Origin of the sequence: Flavobacterium rhamnosi, assembly GCF_048286515.1 — a bacterium.
Lineage (GTDB): Bacteria > Bacteroidota > Bacteroidia > Flavobacteriales > Flavobacteriaceae > Flavobacterium.
On record NZ_JBLVPS010000010.1, the window covers coordinates 100,728 to 126,535 of the forward strand.

A 25,808-nucleotide genomic window follows, 5' to 3' on the forward strand; every position below is an offset into this window, starting at 1 on the left:
TCTTTCCTATTATGAGTAAATGTGAACATTGTATTGTTAGGGAATTCAGCTCTTTGAAAGCACTTACTAAAACTGAACTACTGCATCTTTCTGAGTGTAAAACATCTCGTATTATAAAAAAGGGAGAAGTTATTTTCGAGGAAGGTGAAAATGTAAATGGCATTTTTTGCATTAAAGACGGTGTATGCAAGCTAAGTAAATTGAGCCCAAACGGTAAAGACCATATTGTAAAACTAGTTACAAAAGGAGAATTATTAGGGCAACGTTCCATGATTAGTGAAGAACCCGTGAATTTAACTGCCGTTGCACTGGAAGACATGGAGGTTTGTTTTATTCCAAAAACTGAAGTAATGAGTTTCTTTGACAAGAACAATCAGTTTTCAATGAATGTGATGAAAACCATTTGCGGTGATCTAAAAGAATCCGATATTCACATGGTCAATCTAGCCCAAAAAACGGTCAAAGAAAGATTAGCAGAAACGCTTCTTTATCTACACAATACTTTCGGTAAAAATGAAGATGATTCTTTAAAAATCCAACTTTCAAGGGATGAATTAGCTAGTATGATTGGCACAGCTACTGAAAGCTGCATTCGTTTACTATCCGAATTTAACAAACTCGGATTAATTGAATTATCGGGAAAAAAGATAGTTTTAAAAGAAATCAATAAACTGAAAAAAATAGCAGAATAGTATTCCTATTAATTTAGGAAGACCCTTCGCCTGTTCCCAAAAATTAAGTTATTTGAAAATCATAGGTTTCCAATTCCTATTTATTAGGAAGACGCTTCGCCTCTTCCCAAAAATTAAGTTATTTGAAAATCATAGGTTTCCAATTCCTATTTATTAGGAAGACGCTTCGCCTCTTCCCAAAAAACATCCATTTCTGCTAATGTCATATCCATCAATGGTTTTCCCAATTCTCCTGCCTTACTTTCTAGGTATTGAAAACGTTTAATGAATTTTTTATTGGTTCGTTCCAGAGCATCTTCTGGATTCACATTTAGAAATCTCGCATAATTTATCATCGAAAATAAAACATCCCCAAATTCTGCTTCAATTTTATCCTGATCCCCGGCTTTAACCTCAACTTGCAATTCTTCTAACTCTTCTTGAACTTTATCCCAAACCTGATGCGATTCTTCCCAATCAAACCCCACTCCCTTTACTTTATCCTGAATTCGACTGGCTTTTACCAATGCAGGCAAACTTCTGGGAACTCCTTCAAGAACTGAAATTTTACCTTCTTTAAGTTTCAATTTCTCCCAGTTTTGCTTCACTTCTTCTTCATCTTTTACAACTACATCACTATAAATATGCGGATGACGATGAATTAATTTTTCGCAAATTTCATTACATACATCGGCCATATCAAAAGCATTGGTCTCGCTTCCTATTTTCGCATAAAAAACAATATGCAATAACAAATCTCCCAATTCTTTTTTGACTTCATTTAAATCATTGTCTAAAATAGCATCCCCTAATTCGTAGGTTTCTTCGATAGTAAGATGACGTAAAGTTTGCATGGTTTGCTTTTTGTCCCAAGGACATTTATCTCGCAAATCATCCATAATATCTAATAATCTTTCGAATGCTTCTAGTTGGTTTGGTCTTGAACTCATTGGTAAAGGTTTTTGGTAAAAATAAAAAATCCTGTTCAGTAAAATAGCTGAACAGGATTAAATATTATTTTAAAATAGAAATTACTCTTTTTTAGCTTTTGCTTTTTTAGCAGGAGCTTTTACTTCCGCTAACGGAACTTCTTCTGCAACAGCGACAAGTTCTTCAGCTACTGGTGTTTCTTCAGCAGCAACAGGTGCTTCATCCTTAATTAAACCTTTAGCCTGAAGCATGTTATACCAGTTTAAAATTTTCTTGATATCTGATGGATACACTCTTTCTTCATCATAATCAGGCAAAATTTCTTTGAAATAAGCCGTTAGTTTAGCATTGTCTTCTTTATGAGAAATTGCTTGTCCTTTATTTTCTTTATCGGCAATTTTTTGCATGATTTCAGACAATGGTTTTTCGCCCTCATAGGTATAAATTGAAATCTCAGACAATAAACTCACATTGCTTTTTAAATTCACTGTGATTTTTTTTCCGTCTGATAATGATTCTGCAACAAAACCGGTACGCGTTTGTACTCTTAATACATATAAACCCGGTTTCCCGGAAATGGCTAATATTTTTTCTAAATTCATGTTTTTTTTGGAATTATTATTAAGAATTTGACTTATTTATTTTTTTATTTAGAACCAAAAATCATACCAAGATAAAGCTGCAAATGCGATTTCATCTTCCTTTTTTGGCAAAAAATTTCATTCGGTAATCTTGGAATGTTTTTCCTTCCAGAATGTTTTTAAGTTTCTTTTGAATCAAACGTTTTTTTAATGTTGAAATTTTATCTGTAAACAAAATCCCTTCAATATGATCGTATTCATGTTGAATAACTCTTGCAATCAATCCGTCGAACACTTCTGTTTTCATTACAAAATCCTCTTCGCAATATTCAATAGTTATGGTTGGATTTCGATATACATCTTCACGAACATCTGGAATACTCAAACATCCTTCGTTGAAACTCCACTCTGTTCCTTCTTCTTTTATCATTTTCGCATTAATAAAAGTTCTTTTGAATCCTTTCAATTCTTTTTGCTTAGCATCTTCTAAATCTTCATCTTCACTAAAAGGAGTAGTATCGATTACAAATAAGCGAAGCGCTAATCCTACTTGTGGTGCAGCAAGTCCCACACCATAAGCATTATACATCGTTTCATACATATTGGCAATTGTTTCTTTTAAGTTTAGATGTTCTGGTGACAGAACTTCTCCTACTTTTCTTAAAACAGGATCACCATATCCTATAATTGGTAAAATCATTATTGTTGTATTAAGTATTATCTACTGTAAATCTGACTGTAATCAAGTTAAATTCAGTCTGCAAAAATAGTAAAAAAATAGACAATGAATAAGCCTCCATTGATAATTAGCTAATATTTACAATTTAGGTTAAAAGACCTCGCTTTATCCTTTGAATAATTCGTACAATTCTTACCTTTGCGTGTAATCCAATTCTATGATTTACAAAATCCGAAAATTTACCGACAGCACTTATTTCACCAATGCCTTAAAGGTAACAATAGCAGGGGTTATCCCCGTCTTGCTTTTTTCATTTCTAGGTAATTTTGAAATGGGTTTTACTGTAGCTCTTGGAGCCTTTTTTACGTATCCAAGTGACATTCCTAGTAGTCTAAAACATAAAATTAATGGCGTTCTCGTTACCGCTTTACTAGTTGCGGGTGTCAATCTGTTAGTGAATATTGTCTACCCCTATTCTTGGATTTTCTATCCTTTTTTAGCTGTGTTAATTTTCCTTTTATCAATGATTTCTGTTTACGGACAACGAGCAACAATGGTTTCTTTCTCGGCTTTACTTGCTATATCATTGGCTTTTGCAGATATAAATACAGGTTGGGCAATGCTGCAGCATTCGGGCTTAATTCTAGCCGGAGGTTTATTCTATCTCATAATTTCACTTACCTTTCATTATATCAGACCCCACCGTTATGTCGAATTACAAATTGCAGAATGTATAAAACTTACGGCTAAATATTTAAAATTAAGAGGTGATTTATGGACCATTGACGCTGATAGAAAAGCGATAATTGAAAAGCAATTACACCTTCAGGTAGAACTGAATACCATTCGTCAAAACATAAGAGAAGTTCTTATTGGTAGCCATACTAATTCTGGCTCTTCCAACCAGAACCGAAAAATGCTTATTGTTTTTATCTCCTTGATGGAAATACTGGAACTTGCTTTATCAACAGCATTCGACCATGACAAATTACATCAAAAATTTGATGAGCATCCAAAAGTACTACTAACATATCAACGTTTAGCGTACAACCTTGCAGCGAGTTTAAAGCAGTTATCTAAAAGTGTAAAAAATCGAACTAAATATATTTCCAAACACACTTTACTTAGTGATTTAAATGCCTTACAACTTGCTATTACCGATTACGAAAACAACTTAGGAAAAGGTCCCGCTTCCGAAGGTGTTTTTATGCTAACCACCATGCTTCAGTATGCTGAAAAACAAATCGAAAAAATAAAAATTGTTGAACGTGCCTTTACCTTGGCTATCAATTCACTGGATTTCAAAGGAAAAGATAAAGATTTAGAAAAATTTCTGACCCCTCAATATTATCCTTTAAGTACTTTAATTCAAAATCTAAGTTTCTCCTCCACTATTTTCAGGCATTCGCTCCGACTGACCCTAACAATTCTAGTTGGTTTTATCGTTGGTCAAATTTTGCCGTTTCATAATGTATACTGGATTTTGCTAACTATTCTTGTAATCATGCGACCAGGATATGGCTTAACAAAACAACGTTCATTCCATCGAATTTTCGGTACTATTTTAGGAGGATTAATTGCCTTTGGAGTTCTTTCATTGGTACACAGTAACATCACAATCAGCATACTATCCATCCTTTGTATGCTTTTAGGATTTGCATTTAATCAAATTAACTATAAGGTAAGTGCAACATTTGTCACTATGTATATCGTTTTTATTTATGGAATACTGACTCCTAATATCGGTGATGTAATTCAATATAGAATTCTCGATACCATGGTCGGGGCGACTTTAGCATTTCTTGCCAATCACTTTCTATGGCCTTCATGGGAATTTTTAAATATTCCTATTCATTTGGAAAAATCGATTGAAGCAAATCAAAATTATTTAAAGGAAATCTCTATATTTTACAACAAAAAAGGTTCTGTTTCCACTTCCTACCGATTAGCCAGAAAGAATGCTTTTATCGAAATAGGAAACCTGATGGCTTCTTTTCAAAGAATGATTCAAGAGCCCAAATCAAAACAAAAACAATTACCACAAGTTTATAAACTAGCCATACTCAATCATTCACTACTCTCCGCTTCCGCTTCCTTAGGCACTTACATACAATCACACAAAACAACATCAGCTTCTGAGGCATTTAATGTTGTGGTCGACACCGTAATTAAAAATCTGGATAATGCCATTGCGCTTTTGAAAGAAAATGATTTAGACATAAATAAAAACATACCAAAGGAGGATTTAGCTATGCGATTTACGGAGTTAAAAAACATCCGAGAAAGAGAATTAAAACAAGGTATTCCTACTGACGAGGAAGCATTTCAATTGAAAATGCAGGAGGCGCAATTGGTAATAGAACAGCTAATATGGTTGACTAATTTATCCGAAAATATTGTAAAAACGACAAAAGAATTAATGGATTCGTAAAATCAAAAAGCCCTGTAATTAGACTAAACATCTAAATACAGGGCTTTTTTTAGTATTACAAAATTTCTAATTATTAAGTTTTAGAATTGCAGCAGTATCTTTTCTGATTTCTTCTAATAAATCTGGATTACTGTTCAAATTCTGTCCATATGAAGGAATCATCATTTTTAATTTATCCTGCCACTCCGGAGTTCCAATTTCCTCTTTAAAGCATCTTCCAATCAAATCAATCATAATAGAAACTGCAGTTGAGGCACCTGGAGAAGCACCAAGTAAAACAGACAGGGTCCCATCGGCAGTGGTAATAACTTCTGTACCAAATTCAAGTATCCCGCCTTCTTTCTCATCTTTTTTAATAACTTGCACCCGTTGCCCTGCACGCTCTAATTTCCAATCTTTAGATCTTGCACTTGGAACGTACTCTCTTAATGCATTAATTCTATCCTTTGGTGACTGACGCACTTGTTCAATCAAATATTTTGTAAGCGGTATATTCTTTATACCAGCAGCAATCATTGGAATGATATTATCTGTTTTGATTGATAAAGGCAAATCTGAATACGAACCATTTTTTAAAAATCGTGTTGAAAATCCAGCAAAAGGACCAAAAAGCAATGCTTTTTCGCCATCTATCATGCGGGAATCAATATGTGGAACTGACATTGGAGGCGCTCCTACGCTGGCTTTACCGTAAACTTTTGCCTGATGTTTTGCAATCACTTCAGGATTGGTACACTTTAGCCATTGCCCACTCACAGGAAAACCGCCATATCCTTTTCCTTCCGAAACATCTGCTTTTTCCAATAATGGTAAAGAACCACCACCGGCACCTATAAAAACAAAATTGGTATATGCTTTTCTCTTTTGGCCAGTAGCCAAATCCGTAATTTTTATTCTCCAAGATTTATCCTCACGCTGTCTCAATTTTTTAACTTCGTGATTAAAATGAATAGTAACCCCTTCTAGTTTTGTTAAGTAACCAAAAATATTTCTGGTTAATTCTCCAAAATTCACATCTGTTCCAATTGCCATTGCCGTAGCGGCCACTTTCTCAGACTCACTTCGACCTTCCATAACTAACGGCATCCATTCCTTTAACTGAGAAAAATCAGTACTAAAAACCATATCCTTAAAAAGAGGATTAGACTGTAAAGCCTCATATCTTTTCTTAAGATAATCCACATTTTTATCACCCCAAACAAAACTCATGTGAGGGATACTTTTTATGAAATTTTCAGGTGAGGAAACTTTTTGCTCCTGGACTAAATAAGCCCAAAATTGTCTGGATACTTCAAAAGATTCTGCTATACTAATTGCTTTTTTAGGATTAATACTACCATCAGCACTTTCAGGAGTATAGTTAAGTTCGCAAAAAGCAGAATGTCCCGTTCCGGCATTATTCCATGCATCAGAACTTTCAGCAGCAGCAATATCTAATCTTTCGTAAATTTCTATTTTTATATCGGGTTGTAATTCTTTTAGGATTAAGCCAAGAGTGGCGCTCATTATTCCGGCTCCTATAAGAACTACTTCACTTTGTGAACGAATGGTTGTGTCAGGCATAACAAAATTTTAAAGTGCAAAGATACTTTATAAAACCTCAAAAATTATAACAAATTATTGTTAAAAAGTAGGAAATCAACGAGCCAATTTAGCCTTTTTATGGCCTTCAAAAGAATGATTTTAAAATCTTTTTCGGGTCAGATAATCCTGAAGCATTATTGTTGCAGAAATCTCATCAATAAGATCTTTATTTTGACGCTTTTTTTTACTTAAACCGCTATCAATCATTGTTTGGAAAGCCATTTTTGAAGTAAAGCGCTCATCTACCCGAATTACTTTCATATCTGGAAAGTGATTGGTAAAATGCGTTACAAATCCTTTAATAATGGATGCACTTTCTGAAGGTTCGCCATTCATTTGTTTGGGATCACCAATAAGCACTGCTTCAACTTTTTCTTTGGCAAAATAAGCCGTTAAAAAAGCAATTGCAGTAGCAGATGGAATTGTTGTCAATCCAGAAGCAATGATTTGCATTTCATCAGTAACCGCTATTCCTGTTCTTTTTTGTCCGTAATCTATGGCGAGAATTCTTGGCATTTCTTAATTTTTTTCAAAGGTAACTATTTTAGTTTTCCGATTCTTAGCAACAATGGAAATGTCACTCTCTTATCATTTCTTTGCCAAGAAACTTTTAACTCATCATAAATCAAATCTAAAGGGTTTTGATTGTTTTTTGAAATATAATGCTGGGTCGCCGACCACGTTTCGAGATATCCGATGAGTTCTTCAAAAGTCCAGGTAAAATGATTTTCGAAAGATTCTGTACTAACTTCATCAAATGGAAATGGAATTGTTTTATAATTCTCATCCAAGTACTTTCGTTCTGCATCCCAATAAGGTCCGATTATTAATTTTGCACTATTTTATCCGACTCTGCATTGGTAGAAAATAGTCCGTAACCTAGAACAGCAAAGATACCTTCCGGTTTTAAAATTCTGTATACTTCTTTGTAAAACAGCTCAAAATCAAACCAATGAACCGCCTGTGCTACAGTAATTAAGTCAAATTCATGATTTTTAAAAAAAGTATTTTCAGCTGCTGCTACTTTATAAATTATATTTTCTGTTGGAATAGCATTGTTGAGTTGATTCTGGCTTATATCGACTCCATAGACAGTCTCAAAAAAGTGAGAAAGTTTATGCGCCACCTGTCCATTTCCAGTAGCGATGTCGAGTGCAATGGATTTATTTTTTACAAATGAAACCAAATAATTAATCACTTTATTTGGATATTGTGGTCGAAATTTCGAATATTCCGAAGCCTGTTTGGAGAAATTATCTTTCATAATCCCATGTTTTTCATTTCTTCTTCAAATTTACAACATTTAAAAAACATTAAATACAAAGCAAGTTAAATCTATAACATTTTCAAATCAATTTGCCTTTTTGCTTTTCGGTAAAAAACATATCTTTGTCAAAAATCTAATTAAAATGAATCCATTACAAACTATTATAGAAGAAGCTTGGGAAAACCGTGCTTTGTTACAGGAAACGACAACAACTGATGCCATCAGAGCAGTTATTGAATTGTTAGACACTGGAAAATTACGTGTCGCAGAGCCAGTTGGCGATGGATGGCAAGTAAACGAATGGGTTAAGAAAGCCGTAGTGATGTATTTCCCTATTCAAAAAATGGAAACATTAGAATCCGGAATTTTCGAATATCATGACAAAATGCTATTGAAAAGAGGTTATGCTGAAAAAGGAATTCGCGTAGTTCCTAATGCAGTAGCGCGTTATGGTGCTTATATTTCTAGCGGTGTTATATTGATGCCAAGCTACGTAAATATTGGTGCTTATGTTGACGAAGGAACCATGGTAGATACTTGGGCAACGGTAGGAAGTTGTGCTCAAATTGGTAAAAACGTACATTTAAGTGGTGGTGTAGGAATTGGTGGTGTTCTTGAACCTTTACAAGCAGCTCCGGTAATTATTGAAGACGGTGCTTTTGTTGGTTCTCGTTGTATCGTTGTTGAAGGTGTTCATGTTGGGAAGGAAGCAGTTCTTGGTGCCAATGTTTGTTTAACTGCCTCTACGAAAATCATTGATGTTACAGGAGACACTCCAGTTGAAATGAAAGGGTATGTTCCTGCTCGTTCGGTTGTAATTCCTGGAAGTTACACTAAAAAATTCGCAGCTGGTGAGTTCCAGGTGCCTTGTGCTTTAATCATTGGAACCCGTAAGCCTTCAACTGACTTAAAAACATCGTTGAACAATGCTTTGCGCGAATATGACGTTGCGGTATAATCTGTTTTCGTTTAAAATCTTATAAAAAGACCTATTGGATATTTCAATAATTATTGTCAATTATCGTGGCTGGAAGGCCTTGCAAGAATGTTTAGAATCTATTAATGCAATTATTTCAACAACATTCTCATTCGAAGTTATCATTATTGATAATTTTTCTAATGACGGACAATTCCCTATTTTTAAACAAAAATATTCCAAGTTTACATTTATAGAAAATTCTGGTAATAATGGTTTCTCAAATGGTTGCAACTTTGGTGCAGGCATTGCTACGGGAAACCATTTCCTTTTTTTAAATCCAGACACAAAACTCACTCATCAAGCATTAGAAACACTTTTACAAACGACTGTTTCACATCCTGAAATTGGAATTTTATCTTGTTTGCAAATAAATGAAAACAATGTTTTTTACAAACAGAAAAATTTATTTCCAGCTTTAGGACGATTTTTCGGCATCTCAAGATCTCTTTTTCGAAAGCTGAATAAAGCAAAACTGGAAAAACGCTTTAACAACGACAATGATTTGTTTTATCCTGATTGGGTTACAGGAGCTGTCATTTTCATTAGCAGGGAATGGTTCACTAAAATTAAAGGCTGGAACGAAGATTACTGGCTGTATTTTGAAGATGTTGATCTTTGTAAAAAAACATATGATGCTGGAGGAAAAGTTGCTGTCACCAGAAAAGCAACCATATTTCATCAGCATGGCGGGGCATCCCGATTAAATGTCATGACTAAAGCACGCACAAAAACGGAAGTAATTATTTCCAAGCACGTTTATATCAGCAATCAATTTTCAACAGGAATACAACTATATTTACATAGTTTATTAATTTTCGGAGTACTTGGTGAGAAAATAATTTTGTCGCTTTTAAGCCTCTTTTTGTTTTTTATTCCAAAATTAAAAGTGAATCGATTGATGCTTAAAAACCTATTTATATATTATTTTAATGCGATAGAAAAACAAACCTGGATAAGTCCTCGTGCAATGAATTACTTGAAAACAAAAGCATAATTTTTCAAATTACCTTCTAATGAAAATACTTGTAATTCAACAAAAAATGATTGGAGATGTTTTAGTAAGCTCCATATTGTGCGACAATTTACGTAAAGCCTATCCAAAAGCGCAAATTGATTACATGGTTTATGAAGCTACAATTGCTGTTTTACAAGGAAATAAGAGTTTTGACAATCTTATTCTTTTTAAAGACAAACATCAAAAAAGCAAATGGGAATATTTCAAATTATTGAAATCCATCCGAGCTGAGAAGTACGATCTTGTTATTGATGCGTATTCCAAATTAGAAAGCTGGCTCGTTGTATTATTTTCAGGTGCAAAACAAAAAATTTCGTATTGGAAAAAAGGAAGAGCCTTTCTTTATACGGATACTGTAAAAAGAAAAAAAACAACCACTTCTAATTTAGGTTTAATAATTGAACAACGATTAGCATTACTGAGTCCTTTGCATCTGGATATGGAATTAGAAACTTTTCCCAGAATTTATGTCACCGAAGAAGAGGATGACTTTGCGATTTCACTTTTTGAATCTCATGGAATAGACCAATCCAAAAAAACCATAATGGTTAGCATCATTGGAAGTAGTGCAAATAAAACCTATCCACTGGAATACATGTCGCAAGTAGTAGATTTCGTTGCAGATAAAGGGGATGTGAACATTCTTTTTAATTATTTTCCAAAGCAAATTGAAGAAGCAAAAACAATCTACGATAGATGTAAAGAAAGCACTAAACAGAAGATTTATTTCTCCGTTTTAGGAAAAAATATCCGAGAATTTATAGCCATAATGAATCACTGTACTATGATAATTGGTAACGATGGCGGTGCAATAAATATGGCCAAAGCTTTAAATAAACCTTCCTTTATTATTTTTTCTCCTTGGATTGATAAAAAAGGCTGGGCCACTTTTGAAGATGGAATTAATCATGTTTCACTTCACTTAAGAGAGTTTAAGCCCGATTTATTTGAAGGTAAAACAGCTAAAGCAATAAAAAAAGAAACCGTTTTATTCTATCAGGAATTTACTCCTGAGTTGATTTTCCCTCCATTAAATGCTTTTTTAGAAACACATTTTAAATAGCACTTAAAAAACAAAAAAAGAAGTTCATTACAATGCTCTATTTTTGCAAAACAGCTAAAATTAATGAAATACAATCACAACACTAAAATTTCGGTTTTAATAATCACATTAAACGAAGAAAAACAAATGAAAGCGCTTTTAGCTGATTTGGATTTTGCTGACGAAATTATTGTTGTAGATTCATTCAGTGCAGATAATACTGAAGCGATTTGTAAATCATTTAAAAATGTAAAATTCATTCAAAACAAGTTTGAAAATTATTCGTCTCAAAGAAACTTTGCTATAGCACAAGCAAAAAATGATTGGGTTTTATTTCTGGATGCAGATGAAAGATTAACTCCTGAATTAAAAAATGAAATTCTGGTTACTGTAAAAAATAACGAAACATACGCTGCTTTTCTATTCCCAAGAACTTTTATGTTTGAAAACAAAGTATTGCATTTCAGCGGAAATCAAAATGATAAAATATTTAGACTTTTCCATAAAAATCATGCTGAATATATCTCAGACAGGTTGATCCACGAAAAATTAAAAGTAGATGGAAAAATTGGCATCCTTAAAAACAAACTCATTCACTATTCGTATGCGAACTATGCTTCCTATAAATCAAAAATAATACGTTATGGTAAATTGAAAGCTCAGGAAAAGTTTATAAAGAAACAAAAATCATCTTATTTACTTCACCTTCTTCATCCGGTCTATAATTTTTTCTATAATTATATAATCCGTCTGGGTTTTCTTGACGGAAAAAAGGGAGTGCTTATTTGCTATCTAAACGCCTATTGCATTCACATTAGATACAATGAACTAAATCAGCTTTGGAACAAAAAACAACCCTTATCTCCAAAATAGCAGTTTCTTTTTTCGTGCTATTTTTCTATGAAATTTCAACTGAAAATCGTTTGTATAAAACCACATTTTAGCAAAAACCTCATCGTATTTCTTAGTATACAATTTCGCATACGCCTCACTCATTATAGCAATCATTTCGGTTTTGGGCGTAAGCCTGTGAAAATTTTTCATACGGGAATCAAAATCCATAGCATCATGAAAATTCATTCGGTTTAAATCCACCAAGTAAAATTCATACCGATTTTGAGCCCCTTTTTTAATCAAAGTATTTCCTGGCGAATGATCTAGAAATTCGATTCCTTTTTCATGTAAATCAAAAGTAAACTTTGTAAACTGTCTCAATATATTTTCATGATCCGGATAATCCGGATTTTGTACTAATTCTCTAAAAGTCAGTTCCGCCTGAAGATGTTCACTACAATAAAAACTTTTTTCTAATCCTAATAAAGTAAAATTTTCAGCGTAAGCAATCGGTTGCGGAGTTCCTATACCGTTTTCAAGCAATTTATTCGCATATTCAAAAGAGCGCCTGGCTTTCGATTTTCTAAAATATTTATAAGCAACCTGATTAATAACGTTAGGTATTTTAAACGATTTAATGTTAACGGTTTTACCCTCCAGATCAAACAGTTTAATCGTATTTCTTTGACCATCACCAAAAAGAACGCCACTTGAATCGAAATCTTCAATCATTATCAACAAATTCGACTTGCTTTTCAGGAAATTGGGGTGGATATTTATTTGCATCAATACATTATATGTGTAAACAAAAGTAGCTATTGCTTTTTATTTATCCAATTTAAGGTTACTATATCAACCAAATTTGAATATTTTGCTTTAAAAATAAGATTCTCTAAGGATAAATAGTTTTTTATAAACAAAGTAGGAGAAATTCTATTTCAAATACTTATCTATTCCGTTTAGAATTCGGACTGTACTGTTTGCTATGGTTTCCTTTTGCATTTTATCATTCGATTCGAAATGCTCTTTTGAATTGGTTGTGTGATAGATATGGTACACAATCCCTGCATAACGCAATCTTTTAGCTTTAATATGATTATTTCCAAGTCGAATTGCCAAATCAGAATCTTCTCTACCCCAGCCTTCAAAATCTTCATTATAACCGTTTACTGCTATAAAATCATCACGCCAAAACGAAACATTACAACCACGAAATTTTTTAGATATTCCTGCGTGAGTTTTATACAGCCGCGATAAAAAAGGAATATGTAAAGTTCTTGTTTTGTTTTTAATCTCGTTTGATAAAATATTGAAGTAAATTTTCTTCATTCCAAAAACTTTTTCAACCGCACTTGGTAGAATATTCACCCGAGAACCATAAAGATAAACTCCTTTTTCGGCTAAACTTAAGTGGTCTTCCACAAAATTTGGATGCATAATACAATCCCCGTCAACTTGAATAATATAATCTACAATGGAGCCTGCAACAGCTTTATTCAGAATTTTTGCTTTTCTGAAACCCTTATCTTCTTGAAAAAAATGAAGTATTGGAACAGTACTTTTTAACTGAAATTCCTTTATAAGTTGCTTCGTTTCTTCCTTAGAGCCATCGTCAGCTATAAGTATTTCGTCAGGCAAACGTGTTTGAGACAAAGCACTTTTTAGTACTAAATCAAGTGCTTCAGGCCAATTATAAGTAGCTATTAAAAGTGCAGTTTTCATTATTATTTTTTTTTTAAATAAATAAATTTAGGCTTTAACTAAAATTTTACCACATGAATAAATTGAGAAATATAAATTACTATCTAATTTCAAATTAAGCCCAAAATAACACTAATATCTTGAATTAAATAGCTTCTACTGTCGAATGTTATAAAAACTGCAAAAAACACTATACTGCTAACAGAGGAGCAAAAGCTAAACCTTGAAAAATATTTGGATTGCAAAGCGCAAATGAAGTATTTTTACACATTGGAAGCGATTTGAGTAAATGTGATAAATACGTACTAAGCCGACAAACATAAAAACATGGAAAATATATCAGAAGAAGTACACAAAGCTTACGAAATAATAAAAGAAGGCGGTATCATCCTCTATCCTACAGACACCGTTTGGGGAATAGGCTGTGATGCCACCAATCCTGAAGCTGTTGCAAAAATCTACAAACTCAAACAAAGAGCAGAAACTCAAAGCATGATCGTATTGATGAATGGCGAAAAGATGATGTATAATGTTTTTAAGGATATTCCTGAAGTAGCGTGGCAAATTATGGATCTATCCGAAAATCCAACAACTTTAGTCTTGGACAAGCCAAGAAATGTGGCTCCTAATTTAATTGCCCCGGATAACACTTTAGGAATCCGTATTGTGAAAGAACCTTTTTGCTTCAAATTAATGGAAAAGATGAAAAAACCATTGGTTTCAACATCGGCAAATATTTCCGGACAGCCAACACCAAAAAGTTTTAAAGAAATCAGCCCCGAAATTATAAAAGGCGTGGACTATGTTGTAAATTTGCAGCGCGAAAAAATTGCCGGAAAACCTTCAACAATTATAAAATTGACGAATGATTCCCAGGTAAAAGTGATTCGGAAATAGTTTTAAGTTTAGCAGCTTTAAACTTTAAACATTTTTAAAATGAGCATTAAAACTTCATATAAAGAAGCCTTAAATAATAAAATTTTCGAAGTCATTTCCCAAGCTTCTCAAGAACTTAACATAGATAGTTATGTAATTGGTGGTTTCGTGAGAGATTTGATTTTGAACAGAGATTTCAAAAAAGACATTGATATTGTTGCCGTAGGCAGCGGGATCGAATTAGCATTGAAAGTTTCTCAATTACTTCCAAACAAGCCAAAAGTGCAGGTTTTCAAAACTTACGGAACAGCAATGTTGCGTTTTGAAGATACCGAAATTGAGTTTGTAGGTGCCAGAAAAGAATCCTATCATTTTGAGAGCCGCAATCCTGTTGTAGAAAACGGAACATTGGAAGACGACCAAAATCGTCGTGATTTCACCATTAATGCGTTGGCTTTATCATTAAACGCTGCTAATTTTGGAGAACTTTCAGATCCTTTTAACGGATTGGAAGATTTAAAAAATAAAATAATTAGAACACCTCTGGATCCAGATATTACTTTTTCTGATGATCCGTTGCGTATGTTGAGAGGCATTCGTTTTGCAAATCAATTGGATTTTGAAATCGAAGAAAATTCGTTAAACTCCATTACCAAAAATACAGAACGAATTAAGATAATTTCGGGCGAACGTATCGTTGACGAATTGAATAAAATCCTTTCGACAGATAAACCTTCTGTTGGTTTTTTACTATTGTTCAAAACAGGACTTTTGGATATTATCCTTCCCGAATTGACGGCATTAAATCAAGTTGAAGAAATAGAAGGCCATACGCATAAAAATAATTTCTATCATACCCTTGAGGTCGTTGATAATATTTGCCCGCATACCGATGATGTTTGGTTGCGCTGGTCAGCATTACTGCACGACATTGGAAAAGCTCCGACAAAACGTTTTAATAAAAAACAAGGCTGGACGTTTCATGGTCATGAATTTCTTGGTGGAAAAATGGCAAAGAAAATATTCGAACGCTTACACATGCCTTTAAATCACAAAATGAAATTTGTGCAAAAAATGGTCATGATGAGTTCGCGTCCCATCGTTTTATCACAAGACACAGTTACGGATTCAGCGGTTCGCCGCTTGGTTTTTGACGCTGGTGAAGATGTCGAAAATCTAATGACGCTGTGTGAAGCTGACATCACCACCAAGAACCCAAATAAATTTAAGAAATACCACAATAACTTTGAAATTGTTCGTAAAAAAATTGTGGAAGTTGAAGAACGCGACCACGTTAGAAATTTCCAACCTCCAATATCAGGAGAAGAGATTATGCAAATCTTCAAATTAAAACCTTCGAAAGAAATTGGAATGCTTAAAGAAGCTATTAAAGAAGCCATCTTAGAAGGAGAAATCCCAAACGAATACCAGGCCGCTTATTGGTTTATGTTAGAAAGAGCCGAAAAAATTGGATTAAAGATTAGCGCTTGTTGAATTAACATTTAAAATATCTTTGCAAAAATTAATTTCATACAATGAAAAAGGAGAATAATTACGTTATTATTTGGTTGTTATCAGGATGCTTGTTATTGTTTATGATGGTTGTAGTTGGCGGAATTACACGATTGACCAATTCTGGCCTATCCATGACCGACTGGCATTTGGTAACGGATACTTTTCCACCATTAACAGATGAAAAATGGAATGTAGCCTTTGAACAATACAAGAAATTTCCAGAATATCAAAAGATAAATATTCACAATGACTTCACGCTGGAAGATTATAAATTTATTTATTTCTGGGAATGGTTTCACCGTTTTATCGGAAGAATCATTGGCTTAGCATTTATTGTTCCGTTTGTTTATTTCTTGTTTAAAAAACGGCTTTCGGCTGAGACCATAAAAAAATGTGTAGTTTTGTTGTTCATGGGTGGTTTTCAAGGATTTCTGGGATGGTTCATGGTACGAAGCGGTCTGATTGATAATCCTGATGTAAGTCACTTCAGATTAGCATTACACTTAACATTTGCTTTTATCACCTTTGCTTATACACTTTGGGTTGCTTTAGACCTACTGTATCCAAACAAATCATCTGTCATAGTTCCATTGCGAAAACTAGCGCGAATCTCTCTAGTATTTTTAATCATACAAATTATCTATGGTGGTTTTGTTGCGGGTTTAAATGCGGGCTTAATTCATAATCATTGGCCTTTAATGAGTGACGGGCAATTGATTCACGACAGTGTTTTTATAGAAAAAAGCACCTTGTTTTTGAATCTAATCGAAGGCAAAAGTGGTGTTCAATTTGTTCACAGAACAATGGCTTACGTAGTGGTGGGACTTATTCTTGCTTTGTATTTCAGAAGTAAAAAACACGTACTTTCCTCCCTGCAGAAAAAGGGAATCAACATCTTAGTAATTATCGTATTTTTACAATTTACGTTAGGGGTTTTTACTTTGCTTTATGGCGTACCGCTTTGGTTAGGATTATTGCATCAGATAATGGCTTTCTTTTTGCTGACGGCCATGACATTTACCTTACACCGATTATCAAAATAATTTTACGCATAAAGCCTGACTATATTGTCGCAATTCTTTGTTCATCAACTTAAATGTCTAAACTTGCTGCTCAAGATAAATTTTTAGATTTATCAGATTACGGAAGACCGTTCGGGAATTTTTTGGCAAAGCAACTAAAAAACACCCGATGTACCCCCATACATGTTACGCTGCTTTTTGGAGTTTCGGGCCTTATTGCGATTTACTTTATTTTAGAAAACCGTTACTTTCTTGCCAGTTTTTTTATCATTTTAAAATCGATCATTGATGCTGCCGATGGTGAACTTGCAAGAATTAAAAACACTCCTTCCTATACCGGGAGATACCTAGACAGCGTCTTTGATATTATCCTGAATTTTTTACTTTTTATGGCCATTTGCTATGTTTCAGAAACTACAATCTGGCTTACTATTTTGGCATTTATAGGCATTCAGCTGCAAGGGACTTTATACAATTATTATTATGTTATTTTGAGAAATAAATCCGTTGGAGGAGACAAAACCAGCAAGATTTTTGAATACAAATCACCAAGGGCTTTGCCTGGGGAAAGCCAAAAATCAGTTGATATTCTATTCCGAATTTACACCATCGTCTATGGTGTTTTTGACAAAACAATTCACACTCTTGACAAGGAGGCCTACAAGGTAAAAACATTTCCACACTGGTTCATGACCTTCTTATCCATTTACGGATTGGGTTTTCAATTACTGATTATTGCGCTGATGTTGCCCCTGAATTTAATTGAATATGTCATTCCGTTTTTTATTGTTTACACTCTATTTATTTTCGTACTAATTGGAATAAGAAAAACATTTTTTAAGGTATAAAGCCACTATAGAGATAATCTATTAAGGACATGCATTTATTTTACCATCAGGCACTTAAATTCGATCACCTACACTATTAATTCAGACGAATAGCTTCGTTAAATCATTTTGACTATTCTTAAAAATCATCCTGTAATTCACCAAAATTAAACAACAATTCATCTAAACTATATAACAGTTTAACCCCTTCTAATCACCAATTTTGTAAAAAAATAATATCAATTTAAAACTAATACATTATGCCAAATTCAAAAGAGATTAAAGGAAACTGGAATGAACTAAAAGGAAAACTTAAACAAAAGTATGCAGAATTGACAGATGATGATGTGCTTTTTGAAGAAGGAAAAGAAGATGAAACTTGGGGAAAATTGCAACAAAAATTAGGTAAAACTGAAAAAGAAATCAGATCCTTATTTGAATAATTTCAAAAGCTAAAAATTACTAAAACTGTTTCAAAAGCTACATTGAATATTTTCCTTTTAAGGATTTCATTTAAGCTTCTGAAACAGTTTTTTTTTATACTCTTTTATCACCCAATCCATGTTTTAAATTCGGTCACTTTCTCTCTGCTTACAACCACATCATCGTCTTTATAGGAAGGCAAAATTACCTTCAAACGAGAGTTGCTGTAAAGCACAATTTCTTTAATTGCTTTAAGCGGGATAATAAATTTACGGCTTATTCGAAAGAATTCTACAGGATCCAGTTCCTGCTCCAAAACTTCCAAAGTACATTCGACTAAATAATTCCTGTTGTCAAAAGTATGAATATAGGTTCCTTTATTTTCACTAAAAAAGCATTCGATTTCGGCAATTGAAATAACTTTCAAATGTTGCCCTATTTTTACCGTAAATCGTTTTTTATAGTTTTTCTCAAATGGATTGGTCAGCATTTTTTTGATTTGCTCAAAATCCAATTGCAGCGTTTCCTGTTTTGGCAATCGTGCTTTAAATTTCAAAACAGCCACTTCCAATTCATCCTCATCAATGGGTTTCAAAAGATAATCAATACTATTTAATTTGAAGGCCCGTAATGCATATTCATCATAGGCGGTCGTGAAAATTACGGCACTCTTAATGGCTATTTTTTCAAAGATTTCAAACGACAATCCATCTGATAACTGAATGTCCAAAAAGATTAGCTCCGGATGTTCATTTTCAGAAAACCAGGCAATCGATTCTTCTACTGAATGCAGCATCACTCCAACCGGAATATTTAACTTTTCTAGCTTTCGTTGCAACAGTCTTGCTGCCGGTTTTTCGTCTTCAATGATTATTGTTGTCAATTTTTTAGTTTAAAAGTTAAAAGGTTTACTTCTGAATAGTTACGGAATAAGAATCACTTTTTCATTCCCATTTCTTGTTTTTCTCTTTTTCCATTAACTCTTTTATTTTTTTTTCTTCCCAGTTTCTTCCAAAAAATATATTCCTTCCAAAAACAGACAATCCGTGAGCTGTAACTCCGATTCCCCAAAAAAGTGCGGTTGAAAAAGTTTCCCAGCTCCAGAATGCCGGATCATCAATTGCTTTTTCATTGTAGCTTGAAACAACAATAAACACATTAACAACAATGTAAACAATTAAATGAATATAAAACCCCTTGATTCTTTTTACTCTCTTGTAAGCCAAATCATACCACACGTCAGGATTATTATTATCCAATGAATCGGACTCAAACGGACGGCTTCTAAATTTTTCCATTTTTTCAGCTATTAAATTATTTCCAAGTTTCCTTGTTTTGGTTTTCCTTGTCCATAAACTCCTTAATTTTTTTCTCTTCCCAGTCCTTTCCTATGAAGGGCATATAATTAAAAACTTTCATCCCATGAAAAACAACCCCAATTCCCCAACCTAACAGCGGCCAATAAAACCATAAATGATCAGGAGAAGTAAGTAAATTGATCACCAAAAGTCCAATATTAACTACAATATAGGCTACTAGATTCCCGTAGAAACCTTTGATTTCTTCTACTTTCTTTTTCGCTTTATAATAGCGCTCTTCGTTTTGATTATTGTTTTCCATGTTGTTTTTTTTTCAAATTAAATGTAAAGCTTCCTGCTGACACTGAATACTATTTCCAATTTTGTTTGTTATCTTCTTTTTGCAAAATTTCCTGAATTTTTCTTTTCTCCCAGTCGGAACTATATCCAAAAACTTTCAAAGCATGCATTATTAATCCAAACCCCCAACCACCGGCTGAAAACCAAAACCATTGGAATTGCGGCGAGTAGGTTAGATTAATAAATATTAAAAATGGAATTACAACACAATAAGAAATCAGGTTCCCATAGAAACCTTTAAGTTCTTCTACTCGTTTTTTCGCACTATAATAAGCGTTATTTTCGCTATAACTGCTATTGTTTTCCATAACCGTAATTTGCTTGGTTAGAATTGGTATTTTGACGGTAAACGTATCTTCATTTTGCACAATCAATACTTTCCTGTTCGTAATAATCCCGTAGCGATTGATAATGTTCTGCAATCCAACCCCCTGACGATCCTGTAACACTTCTTTCTTCTGATAATCATTTTGAACGACCAAATAATCTCCTTCAATAAAAATCTGTATGTGTAATGGTCTTTGTTCACTGACTACATTATGTTTTACCGTATTCTCCAATAAAAGCTGCAAGGAAAGGGGTACCACTTTTGCTTCTGGATCACTAATTTTTGCTGGTAACTCATAAAACAAACTATTTTCAAAACGCATTTTAAGTAAGTTCATATAGGTTTTGGCGAAAGCCAATTCTTCTTCAACCGAAACCAACTCTTTATCTTTTTGCTCCAGCACATAACGATAAATCTTTGATAATGATGTTGTAAACCGTTGCGCATTGTCTGGATTTTCTTCAATCAGGGAACTTAAAACATTCAAACTATTAAAAAGAAAATGGGGGTCGATTTGATTCTTTAAACTTTCGAACTTTGCCGAAGCGGTTCCTGCAATTATTTTTTGCTGTGTTACCTCTTTTCTGGATGCCTGTTTCCAATTAACCATGAAACTTCGTGCGTGCATAAAAGTCGAGACGCCCAATGAAAGTATGATATAAAACAAATGAACCCAAATCATTCTGTCATCAAAAAACGCATCAGGATCCATCTTTTGAAAAACAACAAAGGTGAGATAGTCAATTCCTAAAACAACCGGAACCGTATACAAAACCGTAGCAATTATTCCAAAATAAACCCTCAGGTTAGTTTGTTCCAGCCAATCCCATTTCTTATCCAGTAGCGAGTTGATTACTCCATTACCGAAACCAATTCCAAATGAATAAAGAGAACTCACCCAAAAAGTTGTCAAAACTGTTTTTAAGTCAAACCGACCTTGAACTAAAGAAAATACAAATGTGAAAATCAGAGCAATTTTAAGAGAAATAAGTGTTCCTTTTTTAAATTCTGTGAATGTATGTATTCTTTGATTTTCCATTTTAACTCTGGTTATTTATCGCGTAACTCTTATTTACAATTTTTCAACGCTTCTGTAGCTCTGTCTAAACCCCATTTTGGAGAGAAAGGCGTTTCAGGCTTAAAAGTAGCAAAAAGTCCGATAGCTTTTTCAATCTGCGCACACATTGGCTTGGTGTCTGTTCCCCAAAATTTAGCAGCACCAATCTCAAATTCAGCTTTACCAAAAATAACACGAGGGTTTTCTGGAGCGATTGCCTGTGCTTTTCCATACAATTCCAATACTATCCCAGTTAGCTTCTGTCCGTTTGTCATGGGATCAAACGCAATCCAAGCCGTGTGAATCATGGCTTGCATAACTAATAATTCGGCATTATTTGGATTTTTGCCTATTTCTGCATCCAGAGAATTCTGTGCTTTTGAAAGCAACAAATTCATTTGATCTTTGTCTTTTGTTCTAAAAGCAGTTGTTGTGTTAACTAATGCAACATAATAATTAGGCAACCAATTTGTTTTTTCAGCACCTGCGATTCTTTCAAATAAATCAGAAGCTTCCGTGGTCTTCCCTTCTTTCCAAAGCCCAAATGCTTTTCCCATACCTTGTTCAAATTGTCCTTGAGCAGATAATAAACTGCATACAAATAATGCGATTGCGGTGATAACTTTTGTCATGATTTCTTGTTTTTAATGATGGTTATTATGATGATTTTAAACTTTTTGATTTATACTTCAAAAGTATCTCTGTTTTTACTTTAATTAAATTTATACTTACCGAACTGTTGATTTTGATGGATGAATTGTATAGCCGACACTACCATCCCTCCTGCCACCGTACACTTTAAAGATTCTTCAACTGATTGTCTTTTTTATCATTGCTAATGGTCCAAAAGAACCCAACAAAGAAAAACCGATCTGCTGTGGGCGTAATCTCTTTTCTGTTGTAAAAACCAACGCTGTCCGGGGTTTTAGCGTAGTCATATCCAAAAACATTCTGGCTTCCTAAAACATTTGAAACAGAGAAGTATAAAATCTTTTGTTGCGACAACAAATAAGCCCAGTTGAAACTCAAATTGTTGTACGATTTTGTTTTTCCGTTCATAAATTGCGTTTCATTTGGATTATTATAGGGTCTTCCAGAACTATATAAATTGGTGAAGCCTATTTGTGATTTCCAATCGGATATCCAATATTTAGTAACAAGAGACAAACTATGATCGGCAACAAAATTAGGAGTAACTTGTGATGGGAAATTTTTATAATCTCTCTCGGTGTCGATATACGAATAGGAAACCCAATATTCTAAATTCCTGATTGATTTTCCGTCTCTCCAAAACAAATCCAATCCTTTGGCATAACCAGAGCCGTTAGTATTAAAAACTGAATTATATTCGGCTCTTTCTGTATCGAATTTCACCAAATTGTCATAGCTTTTATAATACGTTTCAGCCCGGAACGTTTTTCCGTTTTTATTGTATTGAAAATTCAAAATATAATGGGATGCTTTTTCGCTTTCAAACTGGTTATTCCCTGAATATTTGACATATTCTTGATTTGGAGTTTGGGAAAAGTTACCGTAAGCGAATGAAAACTGACTGTTTTTCGCCAATTTGTAGGCCAATGAAACGCGCGGAGAAATTGCGGTTTCATTCAACAAATCATTAAAAGAAGCTCTTGCACCCACTTTTGCCGCCCATTTTTTTGAAAAGAAAATATCAGCTTCAGTGTATACGGCTGCTATATTTGAATCATATCCGTTTGTAAAATCAGTACCTGCATTTTCCTTGAAATCCTCATTAAATTTTGTAATAAAATAATCTGCCCCAAAGGATAATTTCAATCGATCTGAAAAACTTTTTTTCAATTTCAATTTCAAATGTGCCGCATTTTCTTCATTCGCAACTTTATCCAAATCAAGATTTATTTTATTTTTACTATAACCATAACTCAATCCCGAAGTGATTTGCCAATTGTTTCCAAAAGCTCCTTTGTAGGAAGAATTAAAATAAAAATTATCATTATTTAGCGCTACTCTGGTTTTCTCAGGAGCATTGATATTTTCCTGATTAATATCAAATTTAGATGCATCAAAAGCAGCATATAATTTCAAAATACCATTGTTGAAGTTGTAACGATAAACCGTCTCTCCGGACAAAGACTGATAGGGGCTATTCCAATCCGCATTTTGAGGAATTACTGCCTGATAGGGTGCTAAATTGAGATACGATGCATTTACGCTTAAAGAACTTTTTTTCCATTTCTGTGTATTTCCAAAACCCAAACCTACGGTCATTAAAGAGATTTCGGTTTTGTTTTGGTCGGCTTCATCTTGTGTATTCAATAATAAAACACTCGACAAAGCTTCTCCATATTCAGCAGAATAACCACCTGTCGAAAATGACATTCCGCTAAATAAAAAGGGAGAGAAACGACCACGAGTTGGCAAATTATTAGTGCTTGCACCATAGGGTTGGGCCACGCGAATCCCATCTACAAAAGTTTGTGTTTCATTGGCTTCACCACCACGAACGAACAATCGTCCGTCCTCGCCTACGGTTTGCGTGCCCGGTAATGTTTGCAACGCCGCTATAATATTCCCTGCCGAACCTGCAGTAGTTACTATATCCAAAGGTTTCAACACCGAAACTCTTGCTTTGTCACCCGCTTCAAAAGTTCCTGCCGTGATTATCACCGCATCAAGCGAGGTAACACTTTCTCTTAATTTGATGGTTTTATTTTGATAATTAGCAACATCAATTACTGTTTTTAAAGTTTCAAAGATCAAAAAACTCACAACCAACGTCTGATTTCCTGTTGTACTGGTTGTAAAATTAAAATCACCGGCCTCACTACTGGTGGCACCATCATATGTACCTTCAATAAAAACATTAGCTCCCGAAACAGGCTTTCCTTTCTCGTCAACAATTTTCCCTGAAACTGTGGCTTGTGAGAAAACAGTTAAACTGAATACTAAAATGGCAAAAGTAAAAAACAACTTATTGCTCTTTTTTTTAGTCGTTAATTGATATTTATTAATCGTTGGTTTCATTTTTATTGATTTTAATCAAGCAAATATCTATTGAAAAAAGCAAAACCAGAAAAAGTTGTTACTGAACTGTAGAAATTCCAGGATGAGTCGTTTATTACCACTACTGAGGAATTAAGGCATTCTTTTATATCGCTGCATTTTTATAATGAAAAACCTTAAATTTGTGCAATCAATTTCTGAAAAAAAATGAAAAAATCAATCTTTTTACTTTTACTGTTAATTTCTACCGCTTCAACATTTTCTCAAGAAACCACCTCAACCTATGACGAGAAACTTGCAAAATCTCTTAAAGCAGATGAGTACGGAATGAAGCAATATGTTTTTTGTTTATTGAAAACTGGAAGTAACACTAGCGCCTCAAAAGAAGAAAGTAAAAAACTATTTGAAGGACACATGGCTAATATTAACCGCTTAGCACAAGAAGGAAAGCTGGTTGTCGCCGGCCCTTTTATGAAAAATGAAAGAAGCTATAGAGGTATTTATATTTTTAATGCCAGTAGTATCGAAGAAGCAAAAGAATTTGTAGCGACCGACCCAGCAGTAGAATCGAAGCTTCTCGAAGCGGAGCTTACACTTTGGTATGGAAGCGCTGCACTGCAGGAAACGTTAAAGATTCATGATAAAATCGCCAAAAACAAAATATAAATCAGTTCATTAATCGATTCAGTATAGAAAAGCAAACTAAAAAATCATTTAGCTTAAATTCAAAAAATATGATAACGGAAAAAGAAAAAATGATTGCCGGTGAATATTACCTGGCTGGCGACCCTACTTTAGTAAAAGACAGACGAAAATCTAAAAATCTCCTCCACCGATTAAATGTTACCGAGTATCGAGTAACAAAAAAAGCACGAGAAATACTAAAAGAATTAATCCCTAATGCAGGAGCAAATCTTTACATTGAACCCCCATTCTTTTGTGACTACGGATACAATATAAATTGTGGAGAAAATGTATATTTCAATGTAAACTGTGTTGTTTTAGACTGTGCCAAAGTAACTATTGGTTCAAATGTTTTTTTTGCGCCGGGCGTTCAGTTGTACACAGCCACACATCCACTGGATGCTGAACTGCGAAAAACACTAGAAAATGCGCTGCCTATCACTATTGGTGATGATTGCTGGATTGGTGGAAATTCAGTCATTTGTCCAGGAATTACTATTGGAAATGGTTGTGTTATAGGTGCTGGCTCGGTAGTAACGAAAGACATTCCTGATAATTCACTCGCCGTGGGAAATCCTGCAAAAGTGATTCGAAAACTGAACCAATAAATTCTTTTTGGAACCACACAAAACCTTCTTTCAAGAATAGCAAAAAACGTTTATAAAAAACAAAATATTTTTTGCTTTTTCCGGCAATACTTTAGCAAACAAATAATATCT

28 protein-coding genes are annotated in these 25,808 nt (G+C 33.9%); 13 read left to right on the plus strand and 15 right to left on the minus strand.

The genetic code is table 11. The features are described from left to right. Positions 1–11: 11 nt before the first annotated feature. Entirely contained in the window at positions 12–692 is a 681-nt protein-coding gene (locus tag ACNQGN_RS10150; protein ID WP_417987714.1) for a Crp/Fnr family transcriptional regulator, read from the plus strand. 146 nt (positions 693–838) lie between these two features. Here the strand turns inward: ACNQGN_RS10150 and mazG are convergent, their stop codons facing one another. The 3 genes from mazG to def all read right to left on the minus strand — a co-directional run bounded on the left by mazG (position 839) and on the right by def (position 2,882). Continuing rightward, positions 839–1,621 carry a nucleoside triphosphate pyrophosphohydrolase gene (gene mazG / locus ACNQGN_RS10155; RefSeq protein ID WP_417987715.1) on the minus strand — a complete coding sequence of 261 codons (783 nt, stop codon included), beginning with the start codon at positions 1,619–1,621 and terminating at the stop codon, positions 839–841. 81 nt (positions 1,622–1,702) lie between these two features. Further along, positions 1,703–2,203 (minus strand): DUF5606 family protein, encoded by a 501-nt coding sequence (locus tag ACNQGN_RS10160; protein ID WP_417987716.1) that lies wholly within the window; start codon positions 2,201–2,203, stop codon positions 1,703–1,705. Between the two features lie 91 nt (positions 2,204–2,294). Beyond that, positions 2,295–2,882 carry a peptide deformylase gene (gene def, locus ACNQGN_RS10165; RefSeq protein WP_417987717.1) on the minus strand — a complete coding sequence of 196 codons (588 nt, stop codon included), beginning with the start codon at positions 2,880–2,882 and terminating at the stop codon, positions 2,295–2,297. A gap of 196 nt (positions 2,883–3,078) precedes the next feature. On the opposite strand from def, the gene ACNQGN_RS10170 reads away from it, so the two are divergent. Next, positions 3,079–5,292 (plus strand): FUSC family protein, encoded by a 2,214-nt coding sequence (locus tag ACNQGN_RS10170; protein ID WP_417987718.1) that lies wholly within the window; start codon positions 3,079–3,081, stop codon positions 5,290–5,292. A 66-nt stretch (positions 5,293–5,358) separates the two neighbouring features. Here ACNQGN_RS10170 and ACNQGN_RS10175 read toward each other — a convergent pair whose 3' ends face one another. The 4 genes from ACNQGN_RS10175 to ACNQGN_RS10190 all read right to left on the minus strand — a co-directional run bounded on the left by ACNQGN_RS10175 (position 5,359) and on the right by ACNQGN_RS10190 (position 8,140). After that, positions 5,359–6,855: a malate:quinone oxidoreductase gene (locus tag ACNQGN_RS10175; protein WP_417987719.1), complete on the minus strand. Its 1,497-nt coding sequence runs from the start codon at positions 6,853–6,855 to the stop codon at positions 5,359–5,361. Between the two features lie 120 nt (positions 6,856–6,975). Continuing rightward, the gene (ruvX, locus tag ACNQGN_RS10180) at positions 6,976–7,392 is read right to left on the minus strand and encodes a Holliday junction resolvase RuvX (protein ID WP_417987720.1); all 417 of its coding nucleotides are present in this window, start codon (positions 7,390–7,392) and stop codon (positions 6,976–6,978) included. A gap of 23 nt (positions 7,393–7,415) precedes the next feature. Continuing rightward, entirely contained in the window at positions 7,416–7,667 is a 252-nt protein-coding gene (locus tag ACNQGN_RS10185; RefSeq protein WP_417987721.1) for a hypothetical protein, read from the minus strand. Between the two features lie 35 nt (positions 7,668–7,702). Then, on the minus strand, positions 7,703–8,140 hold the full coding sequence (locus ACNQGN_RS10190; protein WP_417987722.1) for a class I SAM-dependent methyltransferase: 438 nt from the start codon (positions 8,138–8,140) through the stop codon (positions 7,703–7,705). A 145-nt stretch (positions 8,141–8,285) separates the two neighbouring features. Between ACNQGN_RS10190 and ACNQGN_RS10195 the strand changes: the two genes are divergently transcribed. From ACNQGN_RS10195 to ACNQGN_RS10210, 4 genes are all read left to right on the plus strand, one after another. Continuing rightward, on the plus strand, positions 8,286–9,101 hold the full coding sequence (locus ACNQGN_RS10195; protein WP_417987723.1) for a 2,3,4,5-tetrahydropyridine-2,6-dicarboxylate N-succinyltransferase: 816 nt from the start codon (positions 8,286–8,288) through the stop codon (positions 9,099–9,101). Positions 9,102–9,135: 34 nt separating this feature from the next. Continuing rightward, entirely contained in the window at positions 9,136–10,116 is a 981-nt protein-coding gene (locus ACNQGN_RS10200) for a glycosyltransferase family 2 protein (protein ID WP_417987724.1), read from the plus strand. A gap of 19 nt (positions 10,117–10,135) precedes the next feature. Further along, positions 10,136–11,200: a glycosyltransferase family 9 protein gene (locus ACNQGN_RS10205; protein WP_417987725.1), complete on the plus strand. Its 1,065-nt coding sequence runs from the start codon at positions 10,136–10,138 to the stop codon at positions 11,198–11,200. A gap of 63 nt (positions 11,201–11,263) precedes the next feature. Next, a complete protein-coding gene (locus ACNQGN_RS10210) occupies positions 11,264–12,052 on the plus strand; it encodes a glycosyltransferase family 2 protein (RefSeq protein WP_417987726.1) in 789 nt (262 codons plus the stop codon). Here ACNQGN_RS10210 and ACNQGN_RS10215 read toward each other — a convergent pair. Both ACNQGN_RS10215 and ACNQGN_RS10220 read right to left on the minus strand, forming a co-directional pair. Continuing rightward, the gene (locus ACNQGN_RS10215; protein ID WP_417987727.1) at positions 12,038–12,745 is read right to left on the minus strand and encodes a lipopolysaccharide kinase InaA family protein; all 708 of its coding nucleotides are present in this window, start codon (positions 12,743–12,745) and stop codon (positions 12,038–12,040) included. The two genes, ACNQGN_RS10210 and ACNQGN_RS10215, sit on opposite strands and share 15 nt — an antisense overlap. Positions 12,746–12,946: 201 nt before the next feature. Continuing rightward, positions 12,947–13,735, minus strand: a complete 789-nt coding sequence (locus ACNQGN_RS10220; RefSeq protein ID WP_417987728.1) for a glycosyltransferase family 2 protein — start codon at positions 13,733–13,735, stop codon at positions 12,947–12,949. A 306-nt stretch (positions 13,736–14,041) separates the two neighbouring features. Here ACNQGN_RS10220 and ACNQGN_RS10225 point away from each other — a divergent pair, with 306 nt between their 5' ends. The 5 genes from ACNQGN_RS10225 to ACNQGN_RS10245 all read left to right on the plus strand — a co-directional run bounded on the left by ACNQGN_RS10225 (position 14,042) and on the right by ACNQGN_RS10245 (position 18,397). After that, positions 14,042–14,611 carry an L-threonylcarbamoyladenylate synthase gene (locus ACNQGN_RS10225; protein WP_417987729.1) on the plus strand — a complete coding sequence of 190 codons (570 nt, stop codon included), beginning with the start codon at positions 14,042–14,044 and terminating at the stop codon, positions 14,609–14,611. Between the two features lie 39 nt (positions 14,612–14,650). Beyond that, a complete protein-coding gene (locus ACNQGN_RS10230) occupies positions 14,651–16,084 on the plus strand; it encodes a CCA tRNA nucleotidyltransferase (RefSeq protein ID WP_417987730.1) in 1,434 nt (477 codons plus the stop codon). A 41-nt stretch (positions 16,085–16,125) separates the two neighbouring features. Further along, a complete protein-coding gene (locus ACNQGN_RS10235; RefSeq protein WP_417987731.1) occupies positions 16,126–17,148 on the plus strand; it encodes a COX15/CtaA family protein in 1,023 nt (340 codons plus the stop codon). A 53-nt stretch (positions 17,149–17,201) separates the two neighbouring features. Next, a complete protein-coding gene (locus tag ACNQGN_RS10240) occupies positions 17,202–17,975 on the plus strand; it encodes a CDP-alcohol phosphatidyltransferase family protein (protein WP_417987732.1) in 774 nt (257 codons plus the stop codon). A gap of 239 nt (positions 17,976–18,214) precedes the next feature. Further along, a complete protein-coding gene (locus ACNQGN_RS10245; protein ID WP_417987733.1) occupies positions 18,215–18,397 on the plus strand; it encodes a CsbD family protein in 183 nt (60 codons plus the stop codon). A 107-nt stretch (positions 18,398–18,504) separates the two neighbouring features. On the opposite strand, the gene ACNQGN_RS10250 is transcribed toward ACNQGN_RS10245, so the two are convergent. The 6 genes from ACNQGN_RS10250 to ACNQGN_RS10275 form a co-directional block, all read right to left on the minus strand. Further along, on the minus strand, positions 18,505–19,260 hold the full coding sequence (locus tag ACNQGN_RS10250) for a LytR/AlgR family response regulator transcription factor (RefSeq protein WP_417987734.1): 756 nt from the start codon (positions 19,258–19,260) through the stop codon (positions 18,505–18,507). Positions 19,261–19,321: 61 nt separating this feature from the next. Then, positions 19,322–19,675, minus strand: coding sequence for a 2TM domain-containing protein (locus ACNQGN_RS10255; RefSeq protein ID WP_417987735.1), 354 nt, complete (start codon positions 19,673–19,675; stop codon positions 19,322–19,324). Between the two features lie 16 nt (positions 19,676–19,691). Then, positions 19,692–19,997 (minus strand): 2TM domain-containing protein, encoded by a 306-nt coding sequence (locus ACNQGN_RS10260; RefSeq protein ID WP_417987736.1) that lies wholly within the window; start codon positions 19,995–19,997, stop codon positions 19,692–19,694. 49 nt (positions 19,998–20,046) lie between these two features. Continuing rightward, positions 20,047–21,402, minus strand: coding sequence for a histidine kinase (locus ACNQGN_RS10265; RefSeq protein ID WP_417987737.1), 1,356 nt, complete (start codon positions 21,400–21,402; stop codon positions 20,047–20,049). A 29-nt stretch (positions 21,403–21,431) separates the two neighbouring features. Further along, positions 21,432–22,052: a hypothetical protein gene (locus ACNQGN_RS10270; protein WP_417987738.1), complete on the minus strand. Its 621-nt coding sequence runs from the start codon at positions 22,050–22,052 to the stop codon at positions 21,432–21,434. Between the two features lie 166 nt (positions 22,053–22,218). Further along, positions 22,219–24,426 (minus strand): TonB-dependent receptor, encoded by a 2,208-nt coding sequence (locus tag ACNQGN_RS10275; RefSeq protein WP_417987739.1) that lies wholly within the window; start codon positions 24,424–24,426, stop codon positions 22,219–22,221. A gap of 186 nt (positions 24,427–24,612) precedes the next feature. On the opposite strand from ACNQGN_RS10275, the gene ACNQGN_RS10280 reads away from it, so the two are divergent. Together ACNQGN_RS10280 and ACNQGN_RS10285 are read left to right on the plus strand one after the other, a co-directional pair. Beyond that, entirely contained in the window at positions 24,613–25,071 is a 459-nt protein-coding gene (locus tag ACNQGN_RS10280) for a YciI family protein (protein ID WP_417987740.1), read from the plus strand. Positions 25,072–25,139: 68 nt separating this feature from the next. After that, positions 25,140–25,697, plus strand: a complete 558-nt coding sequence (locus tag ACNQGN_RS10285) for a sugar O-acetyltransferase (protein WP_417987741.1) — start codon at positions 25,140–25,142, stop codon at positions 25,695–25,697. Positions 25,698–25,808: the final 111 nt, after the last annotated feature.

Bases quoted from the DNA above. Each gene is read 5' to 3' on its own strand.
- ACNQGN_RS10150 (WP_417987714.1), top strand. From the start codon at position 12: ATGAGTAAATGTGAACATTGTATTGTTAGGGAATTCAGCTCTTTGAAA.
- mazG (WP_417987715.1), bottom strand. From the start codon at position 1,621: ATGAGTTCAAGACCAAACCAACTAGAAGCATTCGAAAGATTATTAGAT.
- ACNQGN_RS10160 (WP_417987716.1), bottom strand. From the start codon at position 2,203: ATGAATTTAGAAAAAATATTAGCCATTTCCGGGAAACCGGGTTTATAT.
- def (WP_417987717.1), bottom strand. From the start codon at position 2,882: ATGATTTTACCAATTATAGGATATGGTGATCCTGTTTTAAGAAAAGTA.
- ACNQGN_RS10170 (WP_417987718.1), top strand. From the start codon at position 3,079: ATGATTTACAAAATCCGAAAATTTACCGACAGCACTTATTTCACCAAT.
- ACNQGN_RS10175 (WP_417987719.1), bottom strand. From the start codon at position 6,855: ATGCCTGACACAACCATTCGTTCACAAAGTGAAGTAGTTCTTATAGGA.
- ruvX (WP_417987720.1), bottom strand. From the start codon at position 7,392: ATGCCAAGAATTCTCGCCATAGATTACGGACAAAAAAGAACAGGAATA.
- ACNQGN_RS10190 (WP_417987722.1), bottom strand. From the start codon at position 8,140: ATGAAAGATAATTTCTCCAAACAGGCTTCGGAATATTCGAAATTTCGA.
- ACNQGN_RS10195 (WP_417987723.1), top strand. From the start codon at position 8,286: ATGAATCCATTACAAACTATTATAGAAGAAGCTTGGGAAAACCGTGCT.
- ACNQGN_RS10205 (WP_417987725.1), top strand. From the start codon at position 10,136: ATGAAAATACTTGTAATTCAACAAAAAATGATTGGAGATGTTTTAGTA.
- ACNQGN_RS10210 (WP_417987726.1), top strand. From the start codon at position 11,264: ATGAAATACAATCACAACACTAAAATTTCGGTTTTAATAATCACATTA.
- ACNQGN_RS10215 (WP_417987727.1), bottom strand. From the start codon at position 12,745: ATGATTGAAGATTTCGATTCAAGTGGCGTTCTTTTTGGTGATGGTCAA.
- ACNQGN_RS10220 (WP_417987728.1), bottom strand. From the start codon at position 13,735: ATGAAAACTGCACTTTTAATAGCTACTTATAATTGGCCTGAAGCACTT.
- ACNQGN_RS10225 (WP_417987729.1), top strand. From the start codon at position 14,042: ATGGAAAATATATCAGAAGAAGTACACAAAGCTTACGAAATAATAAAA.
- ACNQGN_RS10230 (WP_417987730.1), top strand. From the start codon at position 14,651: ATGAGCATTAAAACTTCATATAAAGAAGCCTTAAATAATAAAATTTTC.
- ACNQGN_RS10235 (WP_417987731.1), top strand. From the start codon at position 16,126: ATGAAAAAGGAGAATAATTACGTTATTATTTGGTTGTTATCAGGATGC.
- ACNQGN_RS10240 (WP_417987732.1), top strand. From the start codon at position 17,202: ATGTCTAAACTTGCTGCTCAAGATAAATTTTTAGATTTATCAGATTAC.
- ACNQGN_RS10245 (WP_417987733.1), top strand. From the start codon at position 18,215: ATGCCAAATTCAAAAGAGATTAAAGGAAACTGGAATGAACTAAAAGGA.
- ACNQGN_RS10255 (WP_417987735.1), bottom strand. From the start codon at position 19,675: ATGGAAAAATTTAGAAGCCGTCCGTTTGAGTCCGATTCATTGGATAAT.
- ACNQGN_RS10260 (WP_417987736.1), bottom strand. From the start codon at position 19,997: ATGGAAAACAATAATCAAAACGAAGAGCGCTATTATAAAGCGAAAAAG.
- ACNQGN_RS10265 (WP_417987737.1), bottom strand. From the start codon at position 21,402: ATGGAAAATCAAAGAATACATACATTCACAGAATTTAAAAAAGGAACA.
- ACNQGN_RS10270 (WP_417987738.1), bottom strand. From the start codon at position 22,052: ATGACAAAAGTTATCACCGCAATCGCATTATTTGTATGCAGTTTATTA.
- ACNQGN_RS10275 (WP_417987739.1), bottom strand. From the start codon at position 24,426: ATGAAACCAACGATTAATAAATATCAATTAACGACTAAAAAAAAGAGC.
- ACNQGN_RS10280 (WP_417987740.1), top strand. From the start codon at position 24,613: ATGAAAAAATCAATCTTTTTACTTTTACTGTTAATTTCTACCGCTTCA.
- ACNQGN_RS10285 (WP_417987741.1), top strand. From the start codon at position 25,140: ATGATAACGGAAAAAGAAAAAATGATTGCCGGTGAATATTACCTGGCT.